20 protein-coding genes are annotated in these 24,449 nt (G+C 43.3%); 5 read left to right on the forward strand and 15 right to left on the reverse strand.

The window, feature by feature from the left end; translation table 11 throughout:
• Both ACVBIO_RS00640 and ACVBIO_RS00645 read left to right on the forward strand, forming a co-directional pair.
• Window positions 1-966 carry a type II secretion system F family protein gene (locus tag ACVBIO_RS00640; RefSeq protein ID WP_447162795.1) on the forward strand — a complete coding sequence of 322 codons (966 nt, stop codon included), beginning with the start codon at window positions 1-3 and terminating at the stop codon, window positions 964-966.
• A 62-nt stretch (window positions 967-1,028) separates the two neighbouring features.
• Complete coding sequence (locus tag ACVBIO_RS00645) at window positions 1,029-2,072, forward strand: tetratricopeptide repeat protein (protein ID WP_447171760.1); 1,044 nt, start codon at window positions 1,029-1,031, stop codon at window positions 2,070-2,072.
• A gap of 211 nt (window positions 2,073-2,283) precedes the next feature.
• Here the strand turns inward: ACVBIO_RS00645 and ACVBIO_RS00650 are convergent, their stop codons facing one another.
• The 12 genes from ACVBIO_RS00650 to asnS form a co-directional block, all read right to left on the reverse strand.
• Window positions 2,284-2,649, reverse strand: coding sequence for a hydrogenase maturation nickel metallochaperone HypA/HybF (locus tag ACVBIO_RS00650; RefSeq protein ID WP_447171761.1), 366 nt, complete (start codon window positions 2,647-2,649; stop codon window positions 2,284-2,286).
• On the reverse strand, window positions 2,649-3,665 hold the full coding sequence (hypE, locus tag ACVBIO_RS00655; RefSeq protein ID WP_447171762.1) for a hydrogenase expression/formation protein HypE: 1,017 nt from the start codon (window positions 3,663-3,665) through the stop codon (window positions 2,649-2,651). Before hypE ends, ACVBIO_RS00650 begins: the two co-directional genes overlap by 1 nt.
• Complete coding sequence (gene hypD / locus ACVBIO_RS00660) at window positions 3,665-4,783, reverse strand: hydrogenase formation protein HypD (protein WP_447171763.1); 1,119 nt, start codon at window positions 4,781-4,783, stop codon at window positions 3,665-3,667. Before hypD ends, hypE begins: the two co-directional genes overlap by 1 nt.
• Window positions 4,783-5,031 (reverse strand): HypC/HybG/HupF family hydrogenase formation chaperone, encoded by a 249-nt coding sequence (locus ACVBIO_RS00665; protein ID WP_447159175.1) that lies wholly within the window; start codon window positions 5,029-5,031, stop codon window positions 4,783-4,785. The genes hypD and ACVBIO_RS00665 overlap by 1 nt, the downstream gene beginning before the upstream one ends.
• The gene (gene hypB, locus ACVBIO_RS00670) at window positions 5,031-5,792 is read right to left on the reverse strand and encodes a hydrogenase nickel incorporation protein HypB (RefSeq protein ID WP_447159176.1); all 762 of its coding nucleotides are present in this window, start codon (window positions 5,790-5,792) and stop codon (window positions 5,031-5,033) included. The genes ACVBIO_RS00665 and hypB overlap by 1 nt, the downstream gene beginning before the upstream one ends.
• A gap of 80 nt (window positions 5,793-5,872) precedes the next feature.
• Window positions 5,873-8,455 carry a carbamoyltransferase HypF gene (locus ACVBIO_RS00675; RefSeq protein WP_447171764.1) on the reverse strand — a complete coding sequence of 861 codons (2,583 nt, stop codon included), beginning with the start codon at window positions 8,453-8,455 and terminating at the stop codon, window positions 5,873-5,875.
• 133 nt (window positions 8,456-8,588) lie between these two features.
• Window positions 8,589-10,487 (reverse strand): Kae1-like domain-containing protein, encoded by a 1,899-nt coding sequence (locus ACVBIO_RS00680; protein WP_447171765.1) that lies wholly within the window; start codon window positions 10,485-10,487, stop codon window positions 8,589-8,591.
• Entirely contained in the window at window positions 10,474-11,031 is a 558-nt protein-coding gene (locus ACVBIO_RS00685; protein WP_447159179.1) for a HyaD/HybD family hydrogenase maturation endopeptidase, read from the reverse strand. The genes ACVBIO_RS00680 and ACVBIO_RS00685 overlap by 14 nt, the downstream gene beginning before the upstream one ends.
• A gap of 9 nt (window positions 11,032-11,040) precedes the next feature.
• On the reverse strand, window positions 11,041-11,709 hold the full coding sequence (cybH, locus tag ACVBIO_RS00690) for a Ni/Fe-hydrogenase, b-type cytochrome subunit (RefSeq protein WP_447159180.1): 669 nt from the start codon (window positions 11,707-11,709) through the stop codon (window positions 11,041-11,043).
• A gap of 14 nt (window positions 11,710-11,723) precedes the next feature.
• Window positions 11,724-13,427 (reverse strand): nickel-dependent hydrogenase large subunit, encoded by a 1,704-nt coding sequence (gene hyaB, locus ACVBIO_RS00695; protein WP_447171766.1) that lies wholly within the window; start codon window positions 13,425-13,427, stop codon window positions 11,724-11,726.
• Window positions 13,428-13,429: 2 nt separating this feature from the next.
• Window positions 13,430-14,566 carry a nickel-dependent hydrogenase small subunit gene (gene hyaA, locus ACVBIO_RS00700; RefSeq protein WP_447159182.1) on the reverse strand — a complete coding sequence of 379 codons (1,137 nt, stop codon included), beginning with the start codon at window positions 14,564-14,566 and terminating at the stop codon, window positions 13,430-13,432.
• Window positions 14,567-15,169: 603 nt separating this feature from the next.
• Window positions 15,170-16,570, reverse strand: coding sequence for an asparagine--tRNA ligase (gene asnS, locus ACVBIO_RS00705; protein ID WP_447162786.1), 1,401 nt, complete (start codon window positions 16,568-16,570; stop codon window positions 15,170-15,172).
• Window positions 16,571-16,721: 151 nt separating this feature from the next.
• On the opposite strand from asnS, the gene ACVBIO_RS00710 reads away from it, so the two are divergent.
• Window positions 16,722-17,057, forward strand: a complete 336-nt coding sequence (locus ACVBIO_RS00710) for a hypothetical protein (RefSeq protein ID WP_447159184.1) — start codon at window positions 16,722-16,724, stop codon at window positions 17,055-17,057.
• A 192-nt stretch (window positions 17,058-17,249) separates the two neighbouring features.
• On the opposite strand, the gene ACVBIO_RS00715 is transcribed toward ACVBIO_RS00710, so the two are convergent.
• A complete protein-coding gene (locus ACVBIO_RS00715) occupies window positions 17,250-17,831 on the reverse strand; it encodes a CoA pyrophosphatase (RefSeq protein ID WP_447162785.1) in 582 nt (193 codons plus the stop codon).
• Between the two features lie 49 nt (window positions 17,832-17,880).
• Window positions 17,881-19,470 (reverse strand): aminodeoxychorismate synthase component I, encoded by a 1,590-nt coding sequence (pabB, locus tag ACVBIO_RS00720; protein WP_447171767.1) that lies wholly within the window; start codon window positions 19,468-19,470, stop codon window positions 17,881-17,883.
• A 181-nt stretch (window positions 19,471-19,651) separates the two neighbouring features.
• Here pabB and ACVBIO_RS00725 point away from each other — a divergent pair, with 181 nt between their 5' ends.
• Together ACVBIO_RS00725 and ACVBIO_RS00730 are read left to right on the forward strand one after the other, a co-directional pair.
• Window positions 19,652-21,172, forward strand: coding sequence for a fumarate hydratase (locus tag ACVBIO_RS00725; protein WP_447159187.1), 1,521 nt, complete (start codon window positions 19,652-19,654; stop codon window positions 21,170-21,172).
• A gap of 296 nt (window positions 21,173-21,468) precedes the next feature.
• Entirely contained in the window at window positions 21,469-23,538 is a 2,070-nt protein-coding gene (locus ACVBIO_RS00730) for a prolyl oligopeptidase family serine peptidase (RefSeq protein ID WP_447162893.1), read from the forward strand.
• Window positions 23,539-23,619: 81 nt separating this feature from the next.
• On the opposite strand, the gene ACVBIO_RS00735 is transcribed toward ACVBIO_RS00730, so the two are convergent.
• Window positions 23,620-24,201: a prepilin-type N-terminal cleavage/methylation domain-containing protein gene (locus tag ACVBIO_RS00735; protein ID WP_447162782.1), complete on the reverse strand. Its 582-nt coding sequence runs from the start codon at window positions 24,199-24,201 to the stop codon at window positions 23,620-23,622.
• Between the last annotated feature and the right edge of the window lie 248 nt (window positions 24,202-24,449).

Raw genomic sequence — 24,449 nt, forward strand, 5'->3', positions numbered from 1 at the left:
ATGGACTTCCTAATTGGTTTATTTGAACAGTTTTTTGATGATCCCCAGCATGTTGAATGGGCTATTTATGCGGTCGCTGGTGTGGCTGGTGTCATGCTTGCTATTTCAATATCATATCTGATAAGTGGTGTATATTCACCGGTTAGAGCCAGACTGAAATCGTTAAATGAGGGGAACACAAAGAGCTCTATGGCCAAAGATGTTACAGGTACCTTAGAGCATGGCATTGGGGAAATGGCTAAAAAACCCTTTTTTAACTTTTCTAACCATGAAACCAGACGACTACTGATTCATGCGGGCTTTCACTCTGAAAATGCATTAGCGGTATTTAATGCTGCGCGCTTACTTCTTCTCCTGCTCGGTGCTGTAGTGTCTGTTGTGCTACTAAATATTTTCCCCGAAATAACAGGTATTTGGATCATATATATTTTCTGCCTATTTATTGGTGGGGCATTTATTTTACCATCAATGGTGTTACAAACACTTGCCAACAGACGAATGCGCAGATTACGGATTGGTTTTCCTGATGCGTTAGACCTGCTTGTGGTGTGTTGTGAGGCTGGCTTAGGCTTAATGGCGGCGATGCAGAGAGTGGCTAAGGAGTTGGCGATAAGTCATCCAAGCCTAGCGGGTGAATTAGATTTAGTTTGTAGCAAAGTCAGGGCAGGATTAACGGTTAAAGTTGCGCTTCAGGAGTTTACCGACAGAACAGGACTTGAAGATATTAAGGGGTTGAATTCTGCCATATCGCAGAGTATGCGCTTGGGTACAGGGATAGCGGAAACGTTACGGGTTTTTTCAGATGAATATCGTGATAAGCGATTACAAGCAGCAGAAGAGCAAGCAGCAAAACTTGCCGTTAAGATGATATTTCCCATGATGTGTTGTATTTGGCCTTCATTCTTTATCGTTGCAGTAGGACCTGCGGTATTAAAAGTGATGAAGGTTTGGGGACAAGCATTTTAACATGGCAGGTAAGTGACCGTTACTCAAAATTTTACAGTTAATAAGTCTTTGGGGGGGCTATTATGATTTTAAAACAATTATTAAACGTTATGGCTAAAACGATGATAAAAACATTATTAGTAATTAGCGTATTAACAATTCTTCAGGCTTGCAGTTCGACTTCAGACACAGACCAACACGTGCCGATTAAGGCTCCTGATAGACAAGATTTATTGGATGCTGGGTCACTTTCATCTATTACTAATGATTTGACTGCGCCTCAAACGGAACAGGATGCGTTAAATAAAGCGCACTCAGAAGAACAGTCCGGAAACTTAGAGAAGGCTCTGTATGCCTATATTCAAGCATTGGATTTTAATGCTAAAAATCCTGAAACTTTCTATCAAATAGGTCGGATTCATACTATGAGGGGCAACCCGGATATTGCTTTTAAGGCTTATAATGAGGCTTTAGCTCTCGAACCTAATTTTATGATGGTTCATGCTGATTTAGGGGTTATAAGCATGGATAAACGTCAGTATAGAGAAGCGCGTCAACATTTAGAAAAAGCAATTGAGTTGGATCAAGAAAGGCTTTCTGCACTTGATATTAAGCGTAAAACAGTCGATTTTTGGGTGCCTAATAGAGAGTCTCCAGCTCGAGTATATAATGCCATCGCCATTTTAGAAGATGTTGAAAATAATCATCAACAAGCTCGGGCTTACTTTAAGCTAGTATTGGAGTTACAACCACATTCGCCGATCCTGATCACTAACCTCGGATACTCGTATTATTTGACGGGGGAGCTTGCTATGGCAGAAAAGTACTTACGTAAAGCGCTACAAGCAGACTCAAATTTTGATAGAGCCTGGACAAACCTGGGTTTAGTCTATGTTCGTAAGGGCCTACATAAGCGTGCACTTGCAACTTTCGAGCAAACCATGTCACCAGCAGATGCACTTAATGATTTGGGTTACTTTTTGATGTTAGAGGGGCAATATGAGAAAGCGATTGGACTATTCGAGCGTGCTATTGATACTTCACCTAGTTACTTCGAGCAGGCGCAGAAGAATTTAAGGCGCGCTAAAGCTGAGCTGTCCGATGAATTTCAACATGCTGGTAACTAGCTTTAGATAAATAGCTCGAGTTACTAACTTCAAATAACTATTTTGAAATAACTATTTTTAAACAAGGAACTTTAGATAATCGGAACTTTAGATAATCGAAGTGCTAACCGAGATTTATTGTCAATTAATTCCCTTCGGTATAAGAGTAAGTAAAAAGCCCTAGACATCTGTCAGGGCTTTTTTCTTTATGGTTAAGTGGCCATTAATTTACTCAACGAGTTAATTTTAATTCGTTTTGCTCTAACTCTAATTGCATAAGCATCATATCCTCGCCGTCGAGCACTGTGGTATCTGCACTTTGGCAATGACTACAAATCACATTACGCAGTTTGTGCTCTGTTTTACTACCACATGCGGCACAGCTGATGACTAAAGGCTGTATATTTATCACAAGAGAAGCATCATGGCATATACCTTCTAGCTTAAAGGTGTCAAATGCTGTTTTAAGTAGTGCAGGTTCAACCCCGCTTAAGATCCCGAGCTTTATCACAACTTGAGTCACTTTAGAGGCCTGATTAGCACTAGCATACTGCTCACACTGTTCAATTAACGCAGTAACGATTGAATACTCATGCACTAGCAGATCCTCGGAAGTAGTTCACCCTGAGGTAAGTCAAGATAACGCCTGCTGCCCCAAGGTGTATTGAGCACTACTTTTCCTAATCTTTGTTCTGTTACTTGCCCAATCACCGCCGCTTGTTCACAGTGACAAAAGCGTTTCATTATCTCCAACGTGGCATCAGCACTCTGTTTTGGTACTGCGAGAATAAAGGTGCCTTCATTAGCGAGATCAAATGGCTCAAAGCCGTAAAGTTCACAAAGACCTTTGACCTCGTCGCTTACTGGAATCGCTTCTTCAACTACATTGATGCCAACATTCGATGCGCTAGCCCATTCATTTAGTACAGCAGAAAGGCCGCCTCTGGTTGCGTCTCGCATCGCATGTATTTCGATATTTGCGGCAATGAGTTGCTCAACTATCGGCCAAAGCGTTGCACAATCACTGGTTAATGTAGACTCAAGTGACAAACCTTCTCTTGCCATTAGAATTGCTGCGCCGTGACGACCAATGTCACGAGACACAATGATTACATCATCTGCTTTTAGGTTCTTTACTGATATACCGTTATGTAAAATACGGCCAACGCCTGTGGTATTAATAAAAACTCCGTCAGCACAGCCTTTTGGCACGACTTTGGTGTCACCGCAGACAATCCGTGCTCCTGAGTTTTTAAGTTCTGTGGCCATACTGCTGACAATTGTTTTCAAGTGGCTAATTTCAAAGCCTTCTTCAATAATAAAGCTACAACTTAAGTATTGTGGCTCCGCGCCCATCATCGCCAAATCATTAACGGTCCCTGCGATTGATAATTTACCAATATCGCCACCAGCAAAGAATAGTGGCGATACAGTAAAGGAGTCGGTGGTAAAGGCTATTTTTCCATTAACATTCAGTATGGCAGCATCTTCCTCGCTGCGTAATATCGGGTTGTCGAAGGCTTTAAAGAATAGGTCAATAATTAAACGGCTCATCTCTTTGCCACCACCACCGTGGCTGAGCTGTACTCGCTTCTTGCTATTTAATTCGCTCATTAAATGACTCCATTATATCGATAATACGCATTACAAGCACCTTCAGAGCTGACCATACAACTACCTAGTGGCGTCTCGGGGCTACACCCTCGGCCAAAGACTTTACAGTCTTTGGGTTTACACAGTCCTCTCAAAATATCACCACACAGGCAAGCTTTATGATCGTCTATTTCTTGAGTCGGTAATTGTTTAGCGTAAATTCGCTCGGCATCTCTATGAGCAAATTCTTCTTTTAACATGAGCGCAGAGTCAGCAATCGGCCCAAGTCCTCGCCACCGAAAGTGTGGCCTAAGCGTTAAGTAGTGATTAACCATAGCTTGCGCGGTTAGATTGCCGTCTTCAGAAACAGAGCGGCTATATTGGTTTTCAAGTTGTGTACTAGAGGCTACTTTCTGGCGAACAATCATTAAGATAGATTGCATGACATCAACCGGTTCAAAGCCAGATATGACCAAAGGAGTGTGGTAATTATCCACCGTAGGACGATAAACCTTTGCACCGCTGATAACGCTAACATGAGCTGGGCCAATGAATGCGTTAACCTTAACGTTGGGATCCGCCATTACGGCATCAATGGCTGGTGGCACAAGTACGTGATTAATATGAAAGAGCAGGTTATTAATATGTCGTTTTTCTGCTTGGTCAATCAGTACCGCAGTCATTGGTGTAGAGGTTTCAAAACCAATGGCGAAAAATATCACTGTTTTATCTGGATTCGTCGTCGCGATGGTTAAGGTATCTAAAGGGTCATAAATAGGTCTAATATCACAACCTTTGGCTCTGAACTCCGCCAGACTTCCCTGTGAACCAGGAACGCGGATCATATCTCCTAGTGTCACGAGAATGGTGTTAGGTAGGCTAGCCAGCGCCGCCGCATGGTCAATCCGCTCTTTAGGCATAATGCACACTGGGCAGCCTGGACCATGGATAAATTCAATATTATCAGGCAGTAATTGATTTAGGCCATATTTCATGATGGTGTGGGTATGGCCACCACATACTTCCATGATATTGATCTTGCCTTCAACCTGAATGGCTAATGAGGCGATTTCTGTGGCAAGGGAACGGATGACATCTGGGTCTCTGAAACCTTGGTAAAGATCGTTTAAGGCAATCATTAAGACTCCTTAGCTTCTTGTTCTAGCTTTTCAACAATCTCTTGATATAACGCTAAACTTTCCATGGCATCAGCTTTGTCAATCTTGTTCATAACAAAACCGATGTGAATAAGTACATAATCTCCAATGTTAAGCGGCTCTGCAATAAGATGGCTGCTGACTTTTCGTTTAACACCCATCGTATCGACAGTGACCGCATGCTCATCTTGATGGATCGATACAATCATAGAAGGGATAGAAAGACACATTAGGCTGCCACTCCTGTATGTTTTGCAAGCCAAGCTGTCACTTGATTGAGTGATTGCGGGTCTTTAACTGACACTTCCATTAACTCGACATTTGGATTGAGCTTTTTAAGCTGAGAGCGTGCTTCATCAATACTAAAATCAAAGTAAGGCAGTAGATCTGATTTAGTGATGAGCACAAGATCGGCCCGGCGAAACATTACCGGATATTTTTCTATTTTGTCATCACCTTCCGGTACTGATAGTAGAACGATGTTTTTGTGGGTGCCGACATCATAGCTCGCTGGACAGACGAGGTTACCGACGTTCTCAACAAAGCAGATATCCAAAGGGTCTAAATTTATATGGTGAAGGGCACTATGGACCATAAATGCGTCTAGGTGGCAGGCTGCGCCAGTTTGGATCTGATAAGCCTCAATACCTTTAGCTTTGAGTCTATCGGCATCTCTAGATGTTTCTAAATCACCCTCAATGACCGCATATTTAAGGTAAGTATGTTCATGTAAATGTTCAAGAAGCGTGGTTTTTCCACTTCCAGGGCTACTCATTATGTTAAAAGCTGCCACTCCTTTGGCATCGAAGTGATCGCGATTATGCTGAGCTTCAATATCATTCTTATCCAAGATTTTGTGGATAACAGACAGTGTTGTTTTGTCATTAAGTTGCGGATTACTTGCGATATTATCGTCAACTTTAGAGTGCGAATGATCCGATGTTAAAAGGTGATCGTGACGGGTGATAGAACAGCCACAGTCTTGGCACATAGGTAACTCCGTTTATTGGTATGTTGTCTCATTGTCGGTTACGCATGGCTAATCGACCTTGATGTAAATCAGCTTTGCTTCTATTTATTTGTGATGTTGCTCGCATTTTCTCTAGGGGTGTGAATAGCGTGCCATAACTGGCCGAGGGAGATCCCCCCATCATTAATTGGGACGTTGTGGCTTGAAAGTAGGAGGTTTCCCTGTGCGGTTAACCGTTTCTCGCAACGCTCAAGCAGATAACGGTTTTGAAATACCCCGCCACAAAGTACGATAGGAGTATCGAGGTAGCCTTTAGCGTATGTACATACCCAATGGCATAAGGTGTCCATGAAAGTCTTTGCAATTAACCCTATGCGCTGCTGATTAAGGGGCGAATGTGTCACTGCGATAACAATCTGTTGCAACAGAGCTGCGCTATCCCAGAGTGAAGTAGATTGTTCAATATTTTTCAACCCTGTATTTAAGCCAGTATAATTCGAGCCTGCATTAATCAAGTCAGTATTGGTCGTCACACTGTTGGCAGCCGTTTCGATTAGCATTCCAGCCTGGCCTTCATACTGTATATGTGTAACTAGCCCGAGTGCCACGGCCACTGCATCAAATAGCCGTCCTACTGAAGAGGTCCTAATACAGCTGTTTGTCTGCCATATCTTAACTAAATTATTAAATGTTGCAGGAGGTAGTGCATTTATTGCTGGAATATTGAGGTTCATAATCTCTTGCGATGAATATTTTTCAAGTAAGATTGCCAGTAAAACTCTTACTGGTTGCTTGATAGCCTGTTCACCTCCAATAAGCGCAAAGCTTTTAACGCTGTTGATACGTTGATACTGATTAATATTACAATGCAGCACTTCTCCGCCCCATAAAGTATTGTCATCACCTAAACCTATTCCATCAAAGCTAAAGCCTAGCACCGGCGTTGTGAGCTTATTGGCAGCCATTACGCTTAACACGTGAGCATAGTGGTGTTGCAATGAGCTTGTTTTGTTTATGGCTTGCGACAAAGCCCATCGACTGGTGGTGTAATCAGGGTGGCTATCGTGGACTAATTGGCTGGGAATAAATCCGTATAATCGAGAGAAGGTATCGAGGGTGTGGTGAAAGTATTCTTCAGCTTCTATCGATACCAGATCGCCGATGTGAGGGCTAAGAAACAGGTTGTGATTAAAGCCAAAGCAAATCGTGTTTTTTTGCTGAGCTCCAAGTGCAAGAATGCTTTCTGTTAGAGGTTGATCACTATAAAAAGAAAGTGGAGCATAGCCTCTTGCTAAGCGAAGCACTTGTTGTTTGTCATTTATCAACTGTACCACGCTATCGTCACAGCCATTTAAGATAGGCCTGTTGTGATCTAAAATATTATCCACAACATGGGCAAGTTTACTCTTAATGGCTTCGCTATCTGTAATGATTGGTTCACCAGCAAGGTTTGCACTTGTCATGACTAAAGGCCGCCTAACACCAGTGAGTAATAATTGGTGTACAGGGGTATAGGGTAGAAATATTCCGAGCCTGTCTATATCTGGTGCAACTAGGTCACTAAGTTCTGTACAAGGACTGTTTTGGCTATTGAATGATTGATTATCTATTGTTCGACTAGCTGTTAGGTGGCTATCAATTAATTGCTTATCTAATTGTTGTCTATCTAGTGCTAACTTGTCGAATGGCTGTGTAGACTCAGCAACGGACAGAACACGATTGTTAGTAGATAGTTTAGTCGTTAGGTCTGCACTTTGATTAGTAGCTGGATTAGTAGCTGGATTAGTAGCTGGATTAGTCGTGATTTTACGCATCAGTGTAATAGGGCGCTGAGCGCTGCATAGCGTTTGCCATTCAGCTGCACTCCCCGTGACTAGCTTGGCTGCAGCTTCAATATCTTCAACCATAACGGCAAAAGGTTTCGCTGGTCGAGTCTTTCGCTGGCGTAATAGGCTAACACTGTTGTGATTTGTAGCATCGCAGACCAGATGAAACCCACCGATCCCTTTAATGGCTAATATCTTGCCTGCAATCAGTGCATTAATCGCATCTTCCAGTGCGCGTTCTTTAGTGCTTTGCACCGTTAGATCGTTTGTTTTAAAACTTAACTGTGGTCCGCACTGAGGGCAGCTGACGGGCTGCGCATGGTAGCGCCTGTCCATAGGGTCCAAATATGCACGTTTACACGCTTCGCACATGTAAAAATTTGCCATTGCCGTATTGGGTCTATCATAGGGCAAGGCGTTGATCAGTGAATATCTAGGTCCACAATTAGTACAATTGGTGAACGGGTATCGATAATGGCGATTATTGGGAGCGGCGATTTCATCAAAGCAGTCTTTGCAAGTGCATATATCTGCTGGCACGGCAACGGCAGCTGAGCTCTCTTTTTCACTATGGACAATATTAAAGTCATTACATGTATCGATAGTTGTCATTGAAGTGACAAGGATATTGTCGATACGTGCGAGGGCGGGCGGTTGATCTCGAAAGGCGGCTTCGAACTTAACCAGGTCAATAGGGCGCCCCTGCGCTTCAATTGTGACGCCTTCACTGTTATTGAGCACGCTACCGGTTAAGTTCAGTTCATGAGCTAAACGGTAAACATAGGGGCGAAAACCGACGCCTTGAACGATGCCGGTGATCTTTATGTGTAAACGATTTTTGCTCAGATTCTTGGTCATAGATCCTGTCACAGGTATTTTTATGAGTACTGTTTATGAGTCGTCACTATAAGTACTTATTATAAATGGCTAATATTATCCATGTTAGCCAGTGCTATTATTCAGTCTTGTTTTGCAGTCATGATATGTGTACTTAGTGTCTACGCTGTTTAAGGTACAAAGCACCAGCAGCAAGGTTTAGTCCATCAAGATCCATTAGCGTATTAGTATTGAGATTAAAGTTTTTACCCAGTCGTAGAGCGACCCTTTCGGCCAAAACTTCATTGGCAAAACTACTGCCTGCGATCACCACTGACTTAATGCTGATATTTTGATCTAAGTGCTCAATCCAATTACAAATATAATCAGCAAAAGAATCGTGCATACCAAAAGCGAGTTTATCGATATTATCCGCTTCAGCGAGCCTAAAGCTGATAATCGTGCCCAGTGTCTTGCACCAGTTTAAACTCCTAAATGCTTCGCCTCTGGTTAGAGGAAAATCAATTCTAGGCGCATTTGCTCCCTTGTGGCACATAGCGCGAGCAACGACAAAGTCACAAAGTGCAGTTTTAGTTAAAAGAGCAGTTTTGCTTAATGGCGCACTGTGACTTGGCTGAGTTGCTTGTATTTGACTTGCTGCGCCAAGAAAAACGGCAGCAATGGCCCATAAAGACTCAATATTGTTGGTAGGCTTGGTAAGTTTTAACGACAACAGTTTCAAGTAATCATCAGGATATTGAGTTTTAAATTTATCCAATAAGGGCTTTTGCGGTGATAACTCAAGCTGATGCACGATGTCGTAGCCGTTGTCAGGCATGCTTGGAAATTCAAAAAATAATTCAAGCTGTTGTTTGCCATCTAAAGAGACTATTTGACTCGTACTTGTTTGACTAAAATACAAAGCAGCCACGCACTTAGGTTTTTTCTCAGTGATGGTCGCGCTATGAAGTGCACAACTAGCTGCACTACTTACCGCTGTAATTGCATTGTCTTTATTTGTTTCGCCTTCATTAATGTTGGTTAGATTAATGCTGGGGTGATTAGAGCTGATTTCAATCTGTTTATCATGCCAAAGAGCTTTGTAATGACCAGCCACGGCATCATCATGTAAAGGTTGACGCACTGCATCAAAAATTTGTGCGTGGTTTGATGCTGGTGTTTGAATAAGCGACCATTTTGCTTCAACCATGGCAATCTTGGGATGAGTGCTGTTAGCGATATAAAGGTAATCGACACCTTGTTGTCTAAGAATTTCGCAGATAACCAACAATAAGCGTGAGTTTGCAAAACTGATTTCATATAAGGGTTGGTTTAGTCGAGGGTGGTTGTGGATAGGTCGAGCTTTAATCAATGGTTTTTCGATACTTGAGAGTGCAAGTATTTGGCTATCGTTAACACAAAAATGTGCATGTAGATTATTTGGGTTGCAGATCACCAATTGTTGGCGAGTGTCTAACGGCGCATTTGCGATAGGATTAAAACTAATAATAGGGCCAGCACCAATACTTTCGATAATACTAGCGCCAATACTCTTGCTAATGTTATCGCCAACATTATTGTTAATATTATCGCTCATGCTAGCGTGGGGCAGTGCTATTGCACCTAGCCTATCAAGTTTTTTCACTAAGGCTTTAGCATCACTTAAAGAAACAGCTTGCTGGACAGGAGAGATCCGGGTGTGAGCCTGACAACAGGGGCAATTAAATCCAATGTTTCCAAAGTGTGCAGCTTGGTTATCACCAAACTGAGGTTGGCAATGCTGACAATACTCAAGTTCAAGTTTTGCCGCTGGAAGGAGTTTTTTAGTGCCAACAGGGCTGTCAATTACAATGATTTGAGGCTTTACAAGCCACGCTGAAATCAAGAAGTCTTGAGCGATGGCATCGGCTAGTTGTTCAAGTTGTGCCTGCTCACCTTGCGCCTCAATATAGTAAAGATTATCGTGTTTTCCTATGGTTACATCATATTGATCATTTTGTAGGTATTGATTACAGAGGTGCCCATAAAAGGGCACTTCTCGGGTACAATTAAACTCAAATCTAATATTCTTCATCTGAAGTTAAGCCACGTTTGTAGGAATCGGGAATAAGGCTGTTGATATCAATGTGTGCAATGCGTTGGTGAGTGAATCCTAGAGAGTCCATATGACGCATTAAGGTTTGTTCCATCAAAGGCACCGCAGCCTGGATCTGTGCCGTCAATCCAAGAGTCATAGGTTCAAGTACTGTGGGTGTTACACCTAACACAAAGGTTTTTGGTCTGTCGCCAACCATATCCATCATGATCAGGGTTTGTAGCATTTCAACTTCATGGGCACTGCCTTGCCAATCAATTTCAGGCGGTGCTTTATCAAAATCGAAAAAATAGACTTCTCCTGGGGCAACACCGTTCGCGTTTACTGTATCAACGACGATGAGATAGTCATATTTACACAGTGTTGGAATGAGTCCTTGGGCAAGTGTTCCACCATCGAGTAAGTCGAGTTGATCTACGGGGTGGTGGAAACGATAGTTTTCTTGGATATAATTGACGAAATGTACGCCGATGCCCTCATCGGCGTACAGGACATTGCCAATACCAAGTAGCAATATCTTCATGTTTTCCTTTTATTTTTTCTTATGGTAATCGTAGCCTGAGACAATAGAGTCGACAGAGTTATGCTTAAATCGAATGCCTGACCAAACTGCCATATACACGTGTATTACCACAAAGATGATAAATACCCAGGTAAGGTAGTGGTGCCAAATTCGTACTGGTGCTAATCCACCCATCAAAGCCGTTAACCAATTAGCCATTGGCGCAAGTAAACCACCTAGACCTTCGTGATATACATTGGCATATAAGACTAGGCCTGTAATGCTGATCAGCAATGCAACCACTGATATTGCAAAGTAAGTCACGAACTGCAGCGGACCATAAACCCCAGCTTTGTCTAAATGTCCCATCCAAAGGTAAGACTTAAGCTGAGTGATCCAGCTTTTTACACTCATGACATCTTTAAACGAACGACGCTCGATATCACTCTTACCAAAAAAGAACAGGTAAGCGCGCACTATTGTTATCGCGACTAACAAAAAGCCAAAGATCTGGTGAGCAGCACGAATATACCCTTGCACTAATATGTCAGAACTTTCTGGCGCGACTAAAAATGGCCAGGAAATATAAAAACCAGTGACAATGAGTACAAAAATGGCTAAGGCTCTTAGCCAGTGGAATATTCTTATCGCAGCACCAAAAATCAGTTCCCTTTGGTAGAGCGCAGATTGAGTTGCCATGTTATCCCCCTTGATTAGAATCCGTTGGGATCAATTTTAAATTCACCGAGGTTTTGCCCTTTGTAGTCCATGACATGCACTGCGCACGCCATACAAGGATCAAATGAGTGAATTATGCGGATAACCTCTAAAGGTTTGGTTGGATCTTCAAGCTGTAAGCCAATAAGCGAGGCTTCATACGGTCCCATTTTTCCTTCGGCATCAATGGGCCCGGCATTCCAAGTCGTTGGTACTACCGCTTGATAGTTTTCAACTTTGCCATCTTTAATTCGGATCCAGTGACTGAGCATTCCTCGCGGCGCTTCGATCATGGCATGACCCACGTACTCTTTGCTTGAATCGATCTCCGGTTTCACGTAAGTAGTTTCATCTGACAGCATATTGGTTAACATGGCATCGAAGGTTTTAAGGCCTTCTTGTGCAACGATTACCGTTTGCAACATACGTGCTGCGGTGCGGCCGAGCGTTGTGAATAACGCTTCAACAGGTAAGCCCGTTGTTTCTAGTAAATCATTTACTGCATTGACGACAACGGGATTACCTCGAGCATAACTCACTAATAAACAGGCTAACGGTCCGACTTCAACTGGCTCGCTGTTATATCGTGGAGACTTAACCCAAGAGTATTTACCATCGCCATCAATTGTCGGCAATTTGCCATAGACAGTTTCTCTTTCAACAAAGCCGGTATAGTCAGGAATTGTAGTCCCATCGTATGGGTGCTGCGGTGCATCGGCTTTGTACCAAGCATGGGTAACATCTTCTTCTATTTGCTGAGGGTCTAAGTCGCTCACGTTAGCAAGATCGCCGTTCATGATAACGCCCTGGTTAAACAGGTATTGACCGTCACCTAGTAAGAAGTCATCAGTCGCGAGGAAGTTTGTTATATTAACGCCACCTAGCACACTAGGTTCAGTACCAAAGGCCGCAGCGGCCATAACAATGTCCGCCTTGTATGCACGAATGATGAAATCATTAACGAACTCATGCTTCTGCTTCCACTCTTGTAAACGAGCTGGGCTCAGCATGTCACGTACAGAGGTGACGCCACCGACGACAACAGATTGTGGGTGAGGTGATTTCCCGCCAAATATGGCCAGCATCTCAGCGGCAACACGTTGAACTTCTAGCGCTTTAAGGTAGTGAGATAGGGCGATTAGATTCTGCTCTGGTGTAAACCTATAGGTGCCGTTGCCCCAATATGCATTGGCAAAAGGTCCCAATTTTCCTGTTTCAACAAGGCCAGCAACTCGCTCTTGTACGGCTCTGAGATCACCTTCGCCCGCTGCGATAGGATTCTCGGTATACTTTAACGCTTCTTGAGCTGCCAATGCTGGGTCTGCGCTCAGTGCTGAGACAACATCGACCCAATCTAAACCATGAAGGTGATAGAAATGGACAATATGGTCGTGCATGTACAGTGATGTTTGCATTAAGCTACGAAGATACTTTGCATTTAGCGGGATCTGCACGCCTAGTGCATTTTCAACGGCTTCAGTACCACAGCGATAATGTGAATAGGTACATACACCACAAATTCTCTGTACGATTAAGCCGACGTCCATAGGCGTGCGGCCTTTGAGGATCACCTCAATACCACGCCATAATGTAGATGATGACCACGCTTTGGTAATAACATTGTTTTCGTTGACTTCGACTTCGACTCGTAAGTGTCCTTCAATACGAGTGATTGGATCTATGACTACACGTTTGCTCATGATTATTCCTCTTCAGGTTTGGCAAAAATACTGGCTACAGCATGTGCGCCAATTCCGACAACAGTTGCACCTAAAATGACCGCACCTACAGTGTCTGCAGTGGCATCAAGGCTATGCAATTCTTGCCTTCCCAAGGGTTGTTCAAAGTCAGCCATTTCGTCCCAAAAGTTGGGCTCAGAGCAACCAATACAGCCGTGACCTGCAAGCACTGGCCAGCTCGTATGGTGATTAAATCTTTCTGTCGGGCAGTTGTTATAGGTGTATGGGCCTTTACAGCCAACCTTATATAAGCAGTAGCCATCTTTAGCGCCTTGATCGCCAAACTCCTCAACAAACTCACCAGCATCAAATCGACCTCGACGTTCACAGTTATCATGTACTCGAGCGCCGTATGCCCACTTAGGACGATTGAACATATCAAGTGCAGGCAGCTTGCCAAACATAATGAAGTACATCAGTGTACCGACAATGTTCTTTTCACTTGGTGGACAACCACCTAAGTTGATGACGGTTCTATCAACCACTTCATAAACGCCTTTTGCCCCAGTAGGATTAGGGGCTGCGGCTTGAACGCCTCCGAAAGCTGCGCAGGTGCCGACAGAGATAATGGCGGCAGCGCCTTCTGCTGCTTCTTTAACAATGTGCATCCCAGTGTGGCCTTTACAACCAACCGTTAAATAAGCACCATTATTTGCCGTCGGTATCGCACCTTCAACCGCCAGTAAGTAGTTACCTTTATAGGCCTCAAGTGCATGCTCAAGATTCTCTTCTGCTTGCCAACCGGCTGCAGCCATTAATGTTTCGTGGTATTCAAGAGAAACGTAATCGAAGATTAATGTATCTAAATTAGGGGTATCGGTTCGAATAAGAGATTCAGAACAGCCAGTACACTCAGCCATATGTAACCAAATGAGCGGCACTCTATCTGCCAGTTCTGCCGCTTCTGCTACTAAGGTACTAAAAGGCAGTGGCAGGGCGAGCATTGCTGTTACAGCTGCACTCCATTTCATGAAGTCACGGCGAGTGATGCCGTTTTGTTCCATTTTTTGCTGTAGCGTTTCACCATTTCGAGGCTCTAGCTTACGAAGTTGCTCTATTCGCGCCAAACCTTGTTGATAAAGGGCTTCATGTGTTTCCATGGTTAAACCTTTTTAATTTATAAGGAATGTGTTCAACGAAAACCAGTTTAGGCCACAAAAAGCGAGTTATTGTTGATGTGTGTCAAACTTTGCCGACCTTTGAGCCATACTACACAGACCAGTTTTGGCTCACTTGAGCTAGATCATTAAAATATAACTAATAGGGACAAAATGACCCGTAACGCCATGGTGTGTGATCTATGTCACGCTTATTCTTGATGCAATATCTGACAAGATATTAACAATCTGGCTGATTTTAAGTGATTGATTCATCTGTGGGAGCTTGTTTTTGCTGGAGGTTTGTCAACGAATTGTTGCATTTAAGGGCTGTAAAGTGTCAGTGTAAGTCGACGATTTATTAGTAAAACATGTTTTAGTTAGCTGTGCGCTAGTAGAGTTTATTCCTGTGGTCTTTGATTCAGTCGACTTTATTTCGGTGGGCTATATTTTAGTTGGCTTTGATTTGTTTTGTTGGGTATCCGCGGTATTTTAGTTGACAGTAATGAATGAAAAATAAACAGGTATTTACATCGTAAAAAAGCCTCTCAAATGAGAGGCTTTTTTTTAAGCGTAAATCTGCGCTATTTTTTCTAAGCAGTTAACTTAGAAGTTTGCAGACTTTGGAGAGCGTGGGAATGGGATCACGTCACGGATGTTAGAAACACCAGTAACATAAGAGACCAAACGCTCGAAACCTAGGCCGAATCCAGCATGAGGTACTGTGCCATAACGACGTAGGTCGCGATACCACCAGTAGTCTTCTTGGCTAAGTTCCATTTCAGCAAGGCGTGCATCAAGTACATCTAAACGTTCTTCACGCTGTGCACCACCGATGATTTCACCAATACCTGGCGCCAATACGTCCATTGCAGCAACTGTTTTACCGTCGTCATTTAAGCGCATGTAGAAGGCTTTAATGTCTTTCGGGTAGTTTTTAACAACAACAGGCGCTTTGAAGTGCTCTTCAGCAAGGTAGCGTTCGTGCTCTGAATGTAAGTCGATACCCCATTCAACGTCATACTCAAAGTCTTTGTCGCACGCTTTAAGAATTTCGATCGCATCAGTGTAATCGATTTGAGCAAAGTCGCTGCTTACAAATGCTTCTAAGCGCTCAATAGCTGTTTTCTCAACACGTTGAGCGAAGAACTCAAGATCATCACGGCGCTCTTCAAGAACGGCTTTAAAGCAATACTTAAGCATATCTTCAGCAAGCTTAGCGGCGTCATCTAGATTGGCGAAAGCCACTTCAGGTTCAACCATCCAAAATTCAGCTAAGTGACGGCTAGTATTTGAGTTCTCAGCACGGAATGTAGGACCAAAGGTATAAACCTTTGATAGTGCACACGCGTAAGTTTCAGCATTAAGCTGACCCGATACCGTTAGGAACGACTCTTTACCAAAGAAATCTTCGCCGTAATCAACTGTGCCTTTATCGTTACGAGGTAGGTTTTCAAGATCTAGAGTAGAAACACGGAACATCTCACCAGCACCTTCGGTATCAGAAGCTGTGATTAGTGGCGTTGATACCCAGATATAGCCTTGCTCGTTATAAAAGCGGTGGATAGCTTGTGATAAGCAGTTACGTACTCGTGCAACTGCACCAATAATGTTAGTGCGCGGACGTAGGTGTGCAAGCTCACGTAAATGCTCAATTGAGTGGCGCTTAGCAGCCATTGGGTATGTGTCTGGATCTTCAACCCAGCCAGCAACCTCAATGTTGGTCACTTGCATTTCAAACGCTTGACCTTTACCTGGAGACTCAACAACTTCACCTGTCATCACGACAGAGCAACCAGCAGTAAGCTTTAACACTTCGTTGGTGTAATTTTCTAGATTATTCGGCACAACACCCTGGATAGGGTCGAAACATGAACCGTCATAAACAGCTAGAAATGAGATCCCAGCTTTAGAATCGCGGCGGGATCTTACCCAACCACGCACTGTGATTTGCGAACCGATCGCAAAGTCACCTTTAAACACAGAAGCGACAGATGTAATGCTCATTGTTGCTTAGTTCTCCAACGAAACGTTTTTGTAAATAATTTGGAGGTTTATATTACCTGTATAAACGCTTTTCTCAAGTGGAAAGTAGGGTATCTTCGTACCTAAATTGTTATTCTGACGACAATCATGACAAAAACTAAGGATAGTAAGCATGAATAGAACAAAATTGTTTCAGTTTATCCTGTCGGCGCTATCGATTATCGGCTGGTCATTGGCGATTTATGCACTAATGATTTTTGATAAGGCTCGGCCTGATACGGCAATTGGATACTATCAAAGTCATGGTGCATCCGTACGATTTGAATGGGACCCGACACAAACGGTGCTCCTTGAGCATATTATTTGGGTCTGTGCGGCAGTGAGTTTTATCAATATGGGGTTTAACTTGTATATTTCACGTCAGAGCCATATTAGCTGGTGGGTAAACATCCCTTTGTTATTTTTGTGCTCGTTAGCGGCGGGTTTATACATTCGCTTTGTCGTGTAGAAGGTTACGGCTTTCATTTTAAACTGTTGTCGCTATGTTCTATTTAGATTTAATGCGCTATAGATATTAGCAAGCTTTAGGTATAAAGAGCTTAAGATTCAGAATGTTTATCATGTAGAGAAGCTTAGAGAAGTCTAGATAAATGTAGCGAGCCTTAGGTTTTGAAGCATAGATGCAGCCTCTGTATAAAAATTAACGTTCCGCTCTGGTGCTAAGTTGCCGACAAAGGAGGTCGATCATCGCAGCAGTCGCTCCCCAAATAAAATGCTGCTTATAGGGAATAAAGTGAACAGGGTAGAGAATACCCTTACGGCTAAACCTTTGTGTATGGCGGTTATAAGCCTGCATTAAAAAAGTCAGCGGCACAGTGAAATACTCATCAACCTCCCCGGGATCAATAATAGGCGTAAATGTTTGTTTAACGATGCCGACAAAGGGGGTGATCTCAAAACCCGTAAAGGTTTTATGGGGCGGGAGAGCACCAATCACCTCCACATTGTTGCTGAGTAAACCAATCTCCTCTTCTGCCTCTCGTAATGCCGTTGCTTGATAGCTTGCATCTGATTGCTCAACTTTGCCGCCAGGAAAACTAATCTGCCCTGGGTGGGCGCGAAGGTGTGTGGGTCTACGGGTCAATATAAGCTCGAGTCGATTATTGACTTCATACAAGGCGATTAGTACCGCGGCTTGACGAAGGTCGTGATCTAACTCTATTAAATCAAGATCTGGTAAAGCATTAAGAGTGTACCTGAGCCTAAACTCCACCAGATCCATAATTTGTCCTTTACGATGACTCCTTAACGGAGTGTTAATATCCGACTTATTAACGGTTTAAGTTAGCAAGAACGGGCAATATACGGCTGATTTTATCAAAACTCTCCTGATACTCAGCATCGACCTCTGAATCAGCGACGATACCGCCTCCAGCCCAGCAATGCATTATTCCCTGAACACTGTTATAAGTCCCGTTATGAGGAGTCAGAGCCGTGGCATTGTCCCTTTGCGCAACTAAAGTGCGGATAGTGATGCTGGTATCCATAGTACCGTCTTGGCTTATATAGCCTATAGAACCACAATAGAGACTTCTCCTAGAGGGTTCAAGCTCTTCAATAATAGACATCGCTCTAATTTTTGGGGCGCCTGTTATCGAACCACCAGGAAAACAGGCCCTTAATAGATCGGTAGGATTGAGTTCGGGTTTAAGTCTCGCGGTAACGGTGCTAACAAGGTGATGAACTGCAGGAAAGCTTTCAACCTCAAATAAGTGAGGTACAGCAACACTGCCAGGGGTTGCTACTTTACCAATGTCATTACGAAGCAGATCGACAATCATTACATTCTCAGCCCGATCTTTTTCTGAAGCCTGTAGTTGAGCGGCAAGCTCATTATCACGGCGAGGATCAGCACTTCTTGGCAAGGTACCTTTAATCGGCTTGGTTTGAACCTCACCCTGTTTGTGCTGAATAAAACGCTCTGGAGAGATGGAAAGTAGTGCGTGGCTCTCTAAACGAATAAACGCTGAAAAGGGAGCACTATTACTCTCGCGCAATGCTTTATAAGCCTGCCATTCATTACCCGTATACAAGGCACTAAAACGTTGAGTTAGGTTAATTTGATAACAATCGCCACTAAGTAGATAGGCCTGCACCTGAGCGAATTTCTGTTTATATGCCTGTTCAGAAAGCTGATTACACCATTGGCCGTTAAGTTTAAAAGGCTCATTAACGATAGGGCTATCTTGCTGGCCTTTAAGTTTACGACCTGTATGCTTCTGAATGGCTTTATTTAATGAACCGGTTGCAATTAGCTGATTTAATCTCAGTTCAAGTGCTTCTAAAGCGTGTTGCGATTGATAATGAACCAGTTGCCAGTTTTGGGTTTTATAGTCAAAAATCAGCGCCCAGTCGTAACACCCTAGATTCATCTCTGGTAGCGAAATATCGTTTTTCGCAATGTCGGGTAGGTTTTCAATGCACCGAGCAAGATCGTAACTAAAACTGCCCATCAGCCCGCCACTAAAGATGAAGGGACTGCGTTTTTGCGTAGGATAGTATTCTGTTAATAAATCATTTAATAGCACAAAAGGATCGTGACTCGATACAGATTGCATTACATTGATTGCTGTCTGATTTATTGCTATCTGGTTTGTATCATCACTTACGTGGTGCTTATCAAACGCAAACAGCGGCTGTCTGTTCGTTGAGCGAGTAATAGTAGTTGATTGACCATGGTTTACTATGGTGGCTACAGGCTCGGCGCAGATCACATCGAATTTAGCATCAATGTGATTGGCATTCGCGGAGTCGAGTAAAATAGCCCAAGGTAAATCTGAAAAATACTCAAATAATTCAGTAGTGCTTAAATTCCAATCAAGACGCTTAGAAAAAACTGCATTTTGCGCCAATGTGTTCATCTATTAACCCTATCTAAAATGTGATGTTTAACTCAAAGTCGCGAAAGAGTATCATATTGCTTACACAAGTAATAAAAACAAAACACGTGAGCGTTAATGGTGACTGGAGTCATTCATACATCACAAAAGCTGATGTGATTTCAGCCGATTAAATAAGTGTCTGATAAAAAAGGAAGTGTCTGTGAGCAAAGAAGTCCCTGTAATCAAGCAAGCCGATCTCATTGAAAGCGTTGCTGATGCCCTACAATATATCTCTTATTATCACCCAAAAGATTTTATCGATGCGATGAACGATGCTTACGAACGTGAGCAAAGTGCAGCGGCTAAAGATGCAATCGCCCAAATTCTTATCAATTCTCGTATGTCTGCAGAAGGTAAACGTCCGCTTTGCCAAGATACCGGTATTGTGACATGTTTTGTCAAAATCGGTATGGGTGTGCAATGGGATAAAACGGACTTAACTGTTCAAGAAATGGTTGATGAGGGCGTACGCCGCGCGTATACCAATCCTGATAACCCGCTGCGTGCATCAATTGTTGCCGATCCTGCTGGTGGCCGTAAGAACACTAAAGACAATACACCGTCAGTTGTACACGTTGAAATGGTGCCTGGTAACCATGTTGATGTGGCCATTGCAGCCAAAGGCGGTGGCTCTGAAAATAAGTCCAAAATGGCGATGCTAAATCCGTCTGATGATATTGCCGCTTGGGTAGAGAAAACCCTTCCAACAATGGGAGCGGGTTGGTGTCCACCAGGTATGCTGGGTATCGGTATCGGTGGTACAGCAGAGAAAGCCGCGGTTATGGCAAAAGAGTCATTAATGGATCCTGTTGATATTCATGAACTACAGGCGCGCGGCGCCGAAACAACAGATGAAAAACTTCGTTTAGAGATTTTTGAACGCTCAAACAAGTTAGGTATTGGCGCGCAAGGGCTTGGCGGTGTGACAACGGTACTTGATATTAAGATTAAATCTGCGCCAACTCATGCGGCATCAAAACCTGTAGTGATGATCCCAAACTGCGCTGCAACTCGTCATGTTCATTTCCACTTAGATGGCACAGGTCCTGCTGAATTGACTCCCCCGTCACTAGCTGATTGGCCTGAAATTACCTGGGAAGTGGGCGAGAGTGTACGCCGTGTTGATTTAAACACTGTCACTCAAGCTGAAATGGAGCAGTGGCAGAGCGGTGATACTTTATTGCTTAACGGTAAGATGTTGACCGGTCGAGATGCGGCACATAAACGAATTCAAAGCTTAATTGAAAGCGGCGAAGGTCTGCCAGAAGGCGTCGATTTTAAAGGCAAGTTTATTTATTACGTTGGCCCTGTTGATCCTGTTGGCGATGAAGTTGTGGGTCCAGCTGGCCCAACTACTGCAACACGTATGGATAAGTTTACTGACCTGATGCTTGATAAAACGGGCCTAATGGGCATGATTGGTAAAGCTGAACGTGGTCCTGCAACCGTTGAATCGATTAAACAACATAAATCATGTTACTTAATGGCTGTAGGCGGCGCTGCTTACCTTGTTTCTAAGGCGATTAAGAAAGCGCGTGTTGTGGCGTTTGAAGACTTAGGTATGGAAGCGATTTATGAGTTTGACGTTAAAGATATGCCTGTAACGGTAGCTGTTGACTCTGAAGGCGTAAATGCACATGAAACTGGGCCTGCTATCTGGAAGGTCAAGTTAGAAGGCTAATGTTGAGTTAACACTCAACATTCGTCCGTGACGACAAACTAGAGGACATAAGTTTCGTTAACCACCTAGCGAATTGAGTCAGGTTAATAGTTTACTGACGGGTTATTCTAGTGGTGATAATGCTAGTGTAATTTTTTATATCCCCTTAATAATAATGGCTTAGGCGTATTGCTTAAGCCATTTATTTTGGCTAATGTGTCGGACATCTAGCAAAACATGCTGCCTAGTTTTAGTCGGCAAAATCAATCACAAATTGAACACTTACATCTTTTAACTATAAAAATAAGATTATAATGATGAAAAAAACTGCAATCATAATGGCGCTTGCGTCTGCAGGCATGGTTTTTAGCGCACAAGCCGCAACACCTACGCCTTTTACCGTTCAAGATTTAGTTAAAATGAATAAGCTGCATTCGGCGGCACTGTCAAATGACGGCACTAAAATTGTTTATGCCGTGAAAAATATTGATGCAGAAGGTGAGGCGACGACTGACCTTTATCTGCAAGATTTAAGCTCTACCACTGCTCAAGTAAAACAGTTAACCAGTGCAGCGGGTACCGAGCATAGCGTTACATTTGGTCCAAATGACAACAGCATTTACTTTTTAGCGGCACGTGATGGTTCAAGTCAGATCTATAAATTAGCACTCGATGGTGGTGAAGCCGTTCAGGTAACTGATTTTCCTCTCGATGTTGAAGGCTTTAAATTATCGCAAGATGGTCAGCAAGCTGTTGTAAACATGCGTGTGTTCCCTGAGTGTAAGGATCTTGCTTGTTCTAAAGATAAGTTCACAGCAGAAGCGGAGCGTGACACTACTGGGCGTGAATATAAGCAGCTTATGGTGCGTCACTGGGATACGTGGAGCGATCATTCAAGAAGCCACCTGTTTGTGGCCCAGTTAAATGGTGAGAATGTAAATGGTGAGAAAGTGTCAACAGCTGTAGATGTGACAGCCGGCCTTGATACTGAAACACCGCCGAAGCCGTTCTCTGGTATGGAAGAGGTTACATTTACACCTGATGGTAAGCACGTGGTTTACAGTGCAAAGGCACCAGGTAAAGATCAAGCTTGGATCACTAACTACGATTTATGGCAAGTGAGCGTTGCTGGTGGTGAGGCTAAGAACCTAACTGAAGCGAATAAGGCATGGGATGCACACCCTACGTATTCTGCTGATGGTCGTTATTTAGCGTATTTCGCCATGACAAAACCGGGTTTTGAAGCTGACCGTTACCGCATCATGCTGCGCGACACGGTAACAGGCCAAGAAAAAGAAGTTGCACCACTTTGGGATCGTAGCCCAAGCTCTTTGGCATTTGGTAAAGACAACAAGACGTTATACGTTACCGCACAAGATCTTGGTCAGGTATCAATCTTTGAAGTGAACACCCAATTTGGTGATGTTAAAACTATCTACAATGAAGGTAGTAACAGCATTGTGGGCGTGAATAACGACAAGATTATCTTTAGTCATAAATCACTCGTAGAGCCAGGCGATCTTTATACGATTAACCTTGATGGTCAAAACCTTAATCGTTTAACAGATGTCAATAAAGACAAACTCGCTGAGATTAAATTTGGTGAATACCAGCAATTTAGCTTTAAAGGCTGGAATAACGAAGAGGTTTACGGTTACTGGATTAAGCCTTCAAACTACAAGGCGGGTGAAAAATATCCTATCGCTTTCCTAGTCCACGGTGGTCCACAAGGGTCATTCGGTAACTCGTTCAGCAGTCGCTGGAATGCACAGTTATGGGCTGGTGCTGGTTATGGCGTAGTGATGATCGATTTCCATGGTTCTACGGGGTACGGTCAAGCGTTTACCGATTCAATTACTCAGGATTGGGGCGGCAAGCCGCTTGAAGATCTGCAAAAAGGCCTAGCAGCTGTCACTAAGCAGCAAAAATGGTTAGATGCTGATAACGCTTGTGCGCTAGGTGGTTCTTATGGCGGTTACATGATGAACTGGATCCAAGGTAACTGGAATGACGGCTTTAAGTGTCTAGTCAACCACGCTGGTTTGTTTGATATGCGTTCTATGTATTATGTTACCGAAGAGCTATGGTTCCCTGAGTTCGAGTTTGGCGGTACTTATGACAAGAACAAAGAGCTGTATGAGAAATTTAACCCAGTTAACTATGTCGAGAACTGGAAGACGCCAATGCTAGTGATCCACGGTGAAAAAGACTTCCGCGTACCGTATGGTCAAGGTCTTGCTGCTTTCACTTATATGCAGCGCAATGGTATTCCATCAGAACTATTAATTTACCCTGATGAAAACCACTGGATTTTGAATCCTGACAACCTTGAGCAATGGTATGCCAACGTATTGGGTTGGATGGACCGCTGGACAGAGAATAAGTAAGCCTCTAGCGGATTTTTGATAAACAAAAAGCCAGAATTTAATTCTGGCTTTTTGTTTGAAAGAATAACTTAAGAGCGGTTTCTAGCAGTCTTTATCATATACTCGAACGCTATAGTCACGTATTAGGGTTGGCGAGCTATATTCAACATGGCATTCAAACTTCCCAGCTGTTATATCCCTGAGCTTTTCTTGCCACTTTATTGGAACAATAGCCGTTGCCGATATGTGTCTCGGTACACTGGTGAAAACAAACTCTGATGCGGGTAAGCCAAAGGCGATACGATAGTTTTGGTTGACGATGTCGCTAGAGGATAAGGGTGCTAATGGATAACCTAAACTGACATATAGCCGAGTCCCAGAAACATCCACAAAGTATTCACCCACCAATACGTCCCAGTTTTCATTGCCTCCACACTGGTAACTACAGCCTTTAAGTCGTTCAATGTTATCTATAGTGCTTTTACTGTAAACCAATTGATTTTGGGCACTGAGTTCTGCGGCAATACCTTGTAGCTGTGTAACTTGAGCATCACGGCTAAAATCGATAAATTTGCTGGTAGCAACAACGCTGATAATCCCCATAATAACGATGACGACCACCAACTCTATCAAGGTAAAGCCAGAATCTTTTGCTGGAAGGCAGGATTTTCGTGTCTGAAGCATCTTTTAAAGCTCAATATATGTAAAGCGCGCAAGGTTAACGATCAAACCTGCGGCTAACAAGTTACAAGTGATACATTGTGATACAAGTTCGTTAAAGTGTTAATGTGATCACGTTTTCAGTTGGCAATACTGGAGTGGATAGGCATGTGAGTCAGCTGCTAACAAGAGTTGCCATCACAGTTCTGGATGCCGTTGCTGTACATATGTTCAAGCTGTGTTTTAGTTTTTCTTTTGCCGCCGTATGTGCT

This window comes from Shewanella sp. 0m-8, assembly GCF_052977265.1.

What these genes read in the sequence shown, in the direction of transcription:
- ACVBIO_RS00640 (WP_447162795.1), top strand. Translation starts at nt 1, where the DNA reads ATGGACTTCCTAATTGGTTTATTTGAACAGTTTTTTGATGATCCCCAG.
- ACVBIO_RS00645 (WP_447171760.1), top strand. Translation starts at nt 1,029, where the DNA reads ATGATTTTAAAACAATTATTAAACGTTATGGCTAAAACGATGATAAAA.
- hypE (WP_447171762.1), bottom strand. Translation starts at nt 3,665, where the DNA reads ATGAGCGAATTAAATAGCAAGAAGCGAGTACAGCTCAGCCACGGTGGT.
- hypD (WP_447171763.1), bottom strand. Translation starts at nt 4,783, where the DNA reads ATGATTGCCTTAAACGATCTTTACCAAGGTTTCAGAGACCCAGATGTC.
- ACVBIO_RS00665 (WP_447159175.1), bottom strand. Translation starts at nt 5,031, where the DNA reads ATGTGTCTTTCTATCCCTTCTATGATTGTATCGATCCATCAAGATGAG.
- hypB (WP_447159176.1), bottom strand. Translation starts at nt 5,792, where the DNA reads ATGTGCCAAGACTGTGGCTGTTCTATCACCCGTCACGATCACCTTTTA.
- ACVBIO_RS00675 (WP_447171764.1), bottom strand. Translation starts at nt 8,455, where the DNA reads ATGACCAAGAATCTGAGCAAAAATCGTTTACACATAAAGATCACCGGC.
- ACVBIO_RS00680 (WP_447171765.1), bottom strand. Translation starts at nt 10,487, where the DNA reads ATGAAGAATATTAGATTTGAGTTTAATTGTACCCGAGAAGTGCCCTTT.
- ACVBIO_RS00685 (WP_447159179.1), bottom strand. Translation starts at nt 11,031, where the DNA reads ATGAAGATATTGCTACTTGGTATTGGCAATGTCCTGTACGCCGATGAG.
- cybH (WP_447159180.1), bottom strand. Translation starts at nt 11,709, where the DNA reads ATGGCAACTCAATCTGCGCTCTACCAAAGGGAACTGATTTTTGGTGCT.
- hyaB (WP_447171766.1), bottom strand. Translation starts at nt 13,427, where the DNA reads ATGAGCAAACGTGTAGTCATAGATCCAATCACTCGTATTGAAGGACAC.
- hyaA (WP_447159182.1), bottom strand. Translation starts at nt 14,566, where the DNA reads ATGGAAACACATGAAGCCCTTTATCAACAAGGTTTGGCGCGAATAGAG.
- asnS (WP_447162786.1), bottom strand. Translation starts at nt 16,570, where the DNA reads ATGAGCATTACATCTGTCGCTTCTGTGTTTAAAGGTGACTTTGCGATC.
- ACVBIO_RS00710 (WP_447159184.1), top strand. Translation starts at nt 16,722, where the DNA reads ATGAATAGAACAAAATTGTTTCAGTTTATCCTGTCGGCGCTATCGATT.
- ACVBIO_RS00715 (WP_447162785.1), bottom strand. Translation starts at nt 17,831, where the DNA reads ATGGATCTGGTGGAGTTTAGGCTCAGGTACACTCTTAATGCTTTACCA.
- pabB (WP_447171767.1), bottom strand. Translation starts at nt 19,470, where the DNA reads ATGAACACATTGGCGCAAAATGCAGTTTTTTCTAAGCGTCTTGATTGG.
- ACVBIO_RS00730 (WP_447162893.1), top strand. Translation starts at nt 21,469, where the DNA reads ATGAAAAAAACTGCAATCATAATGGCGCTTGCGTCTGCAGGCATGGTT.
- ACVBIO_RS00735 (WP_447162782.1), bottom strand. Translation starts at nt 24,201, where the DNA reads ATGCTTCAGACACGAAAATCCTGCCTTCCAGCAAAAGATTCTGGCTTT.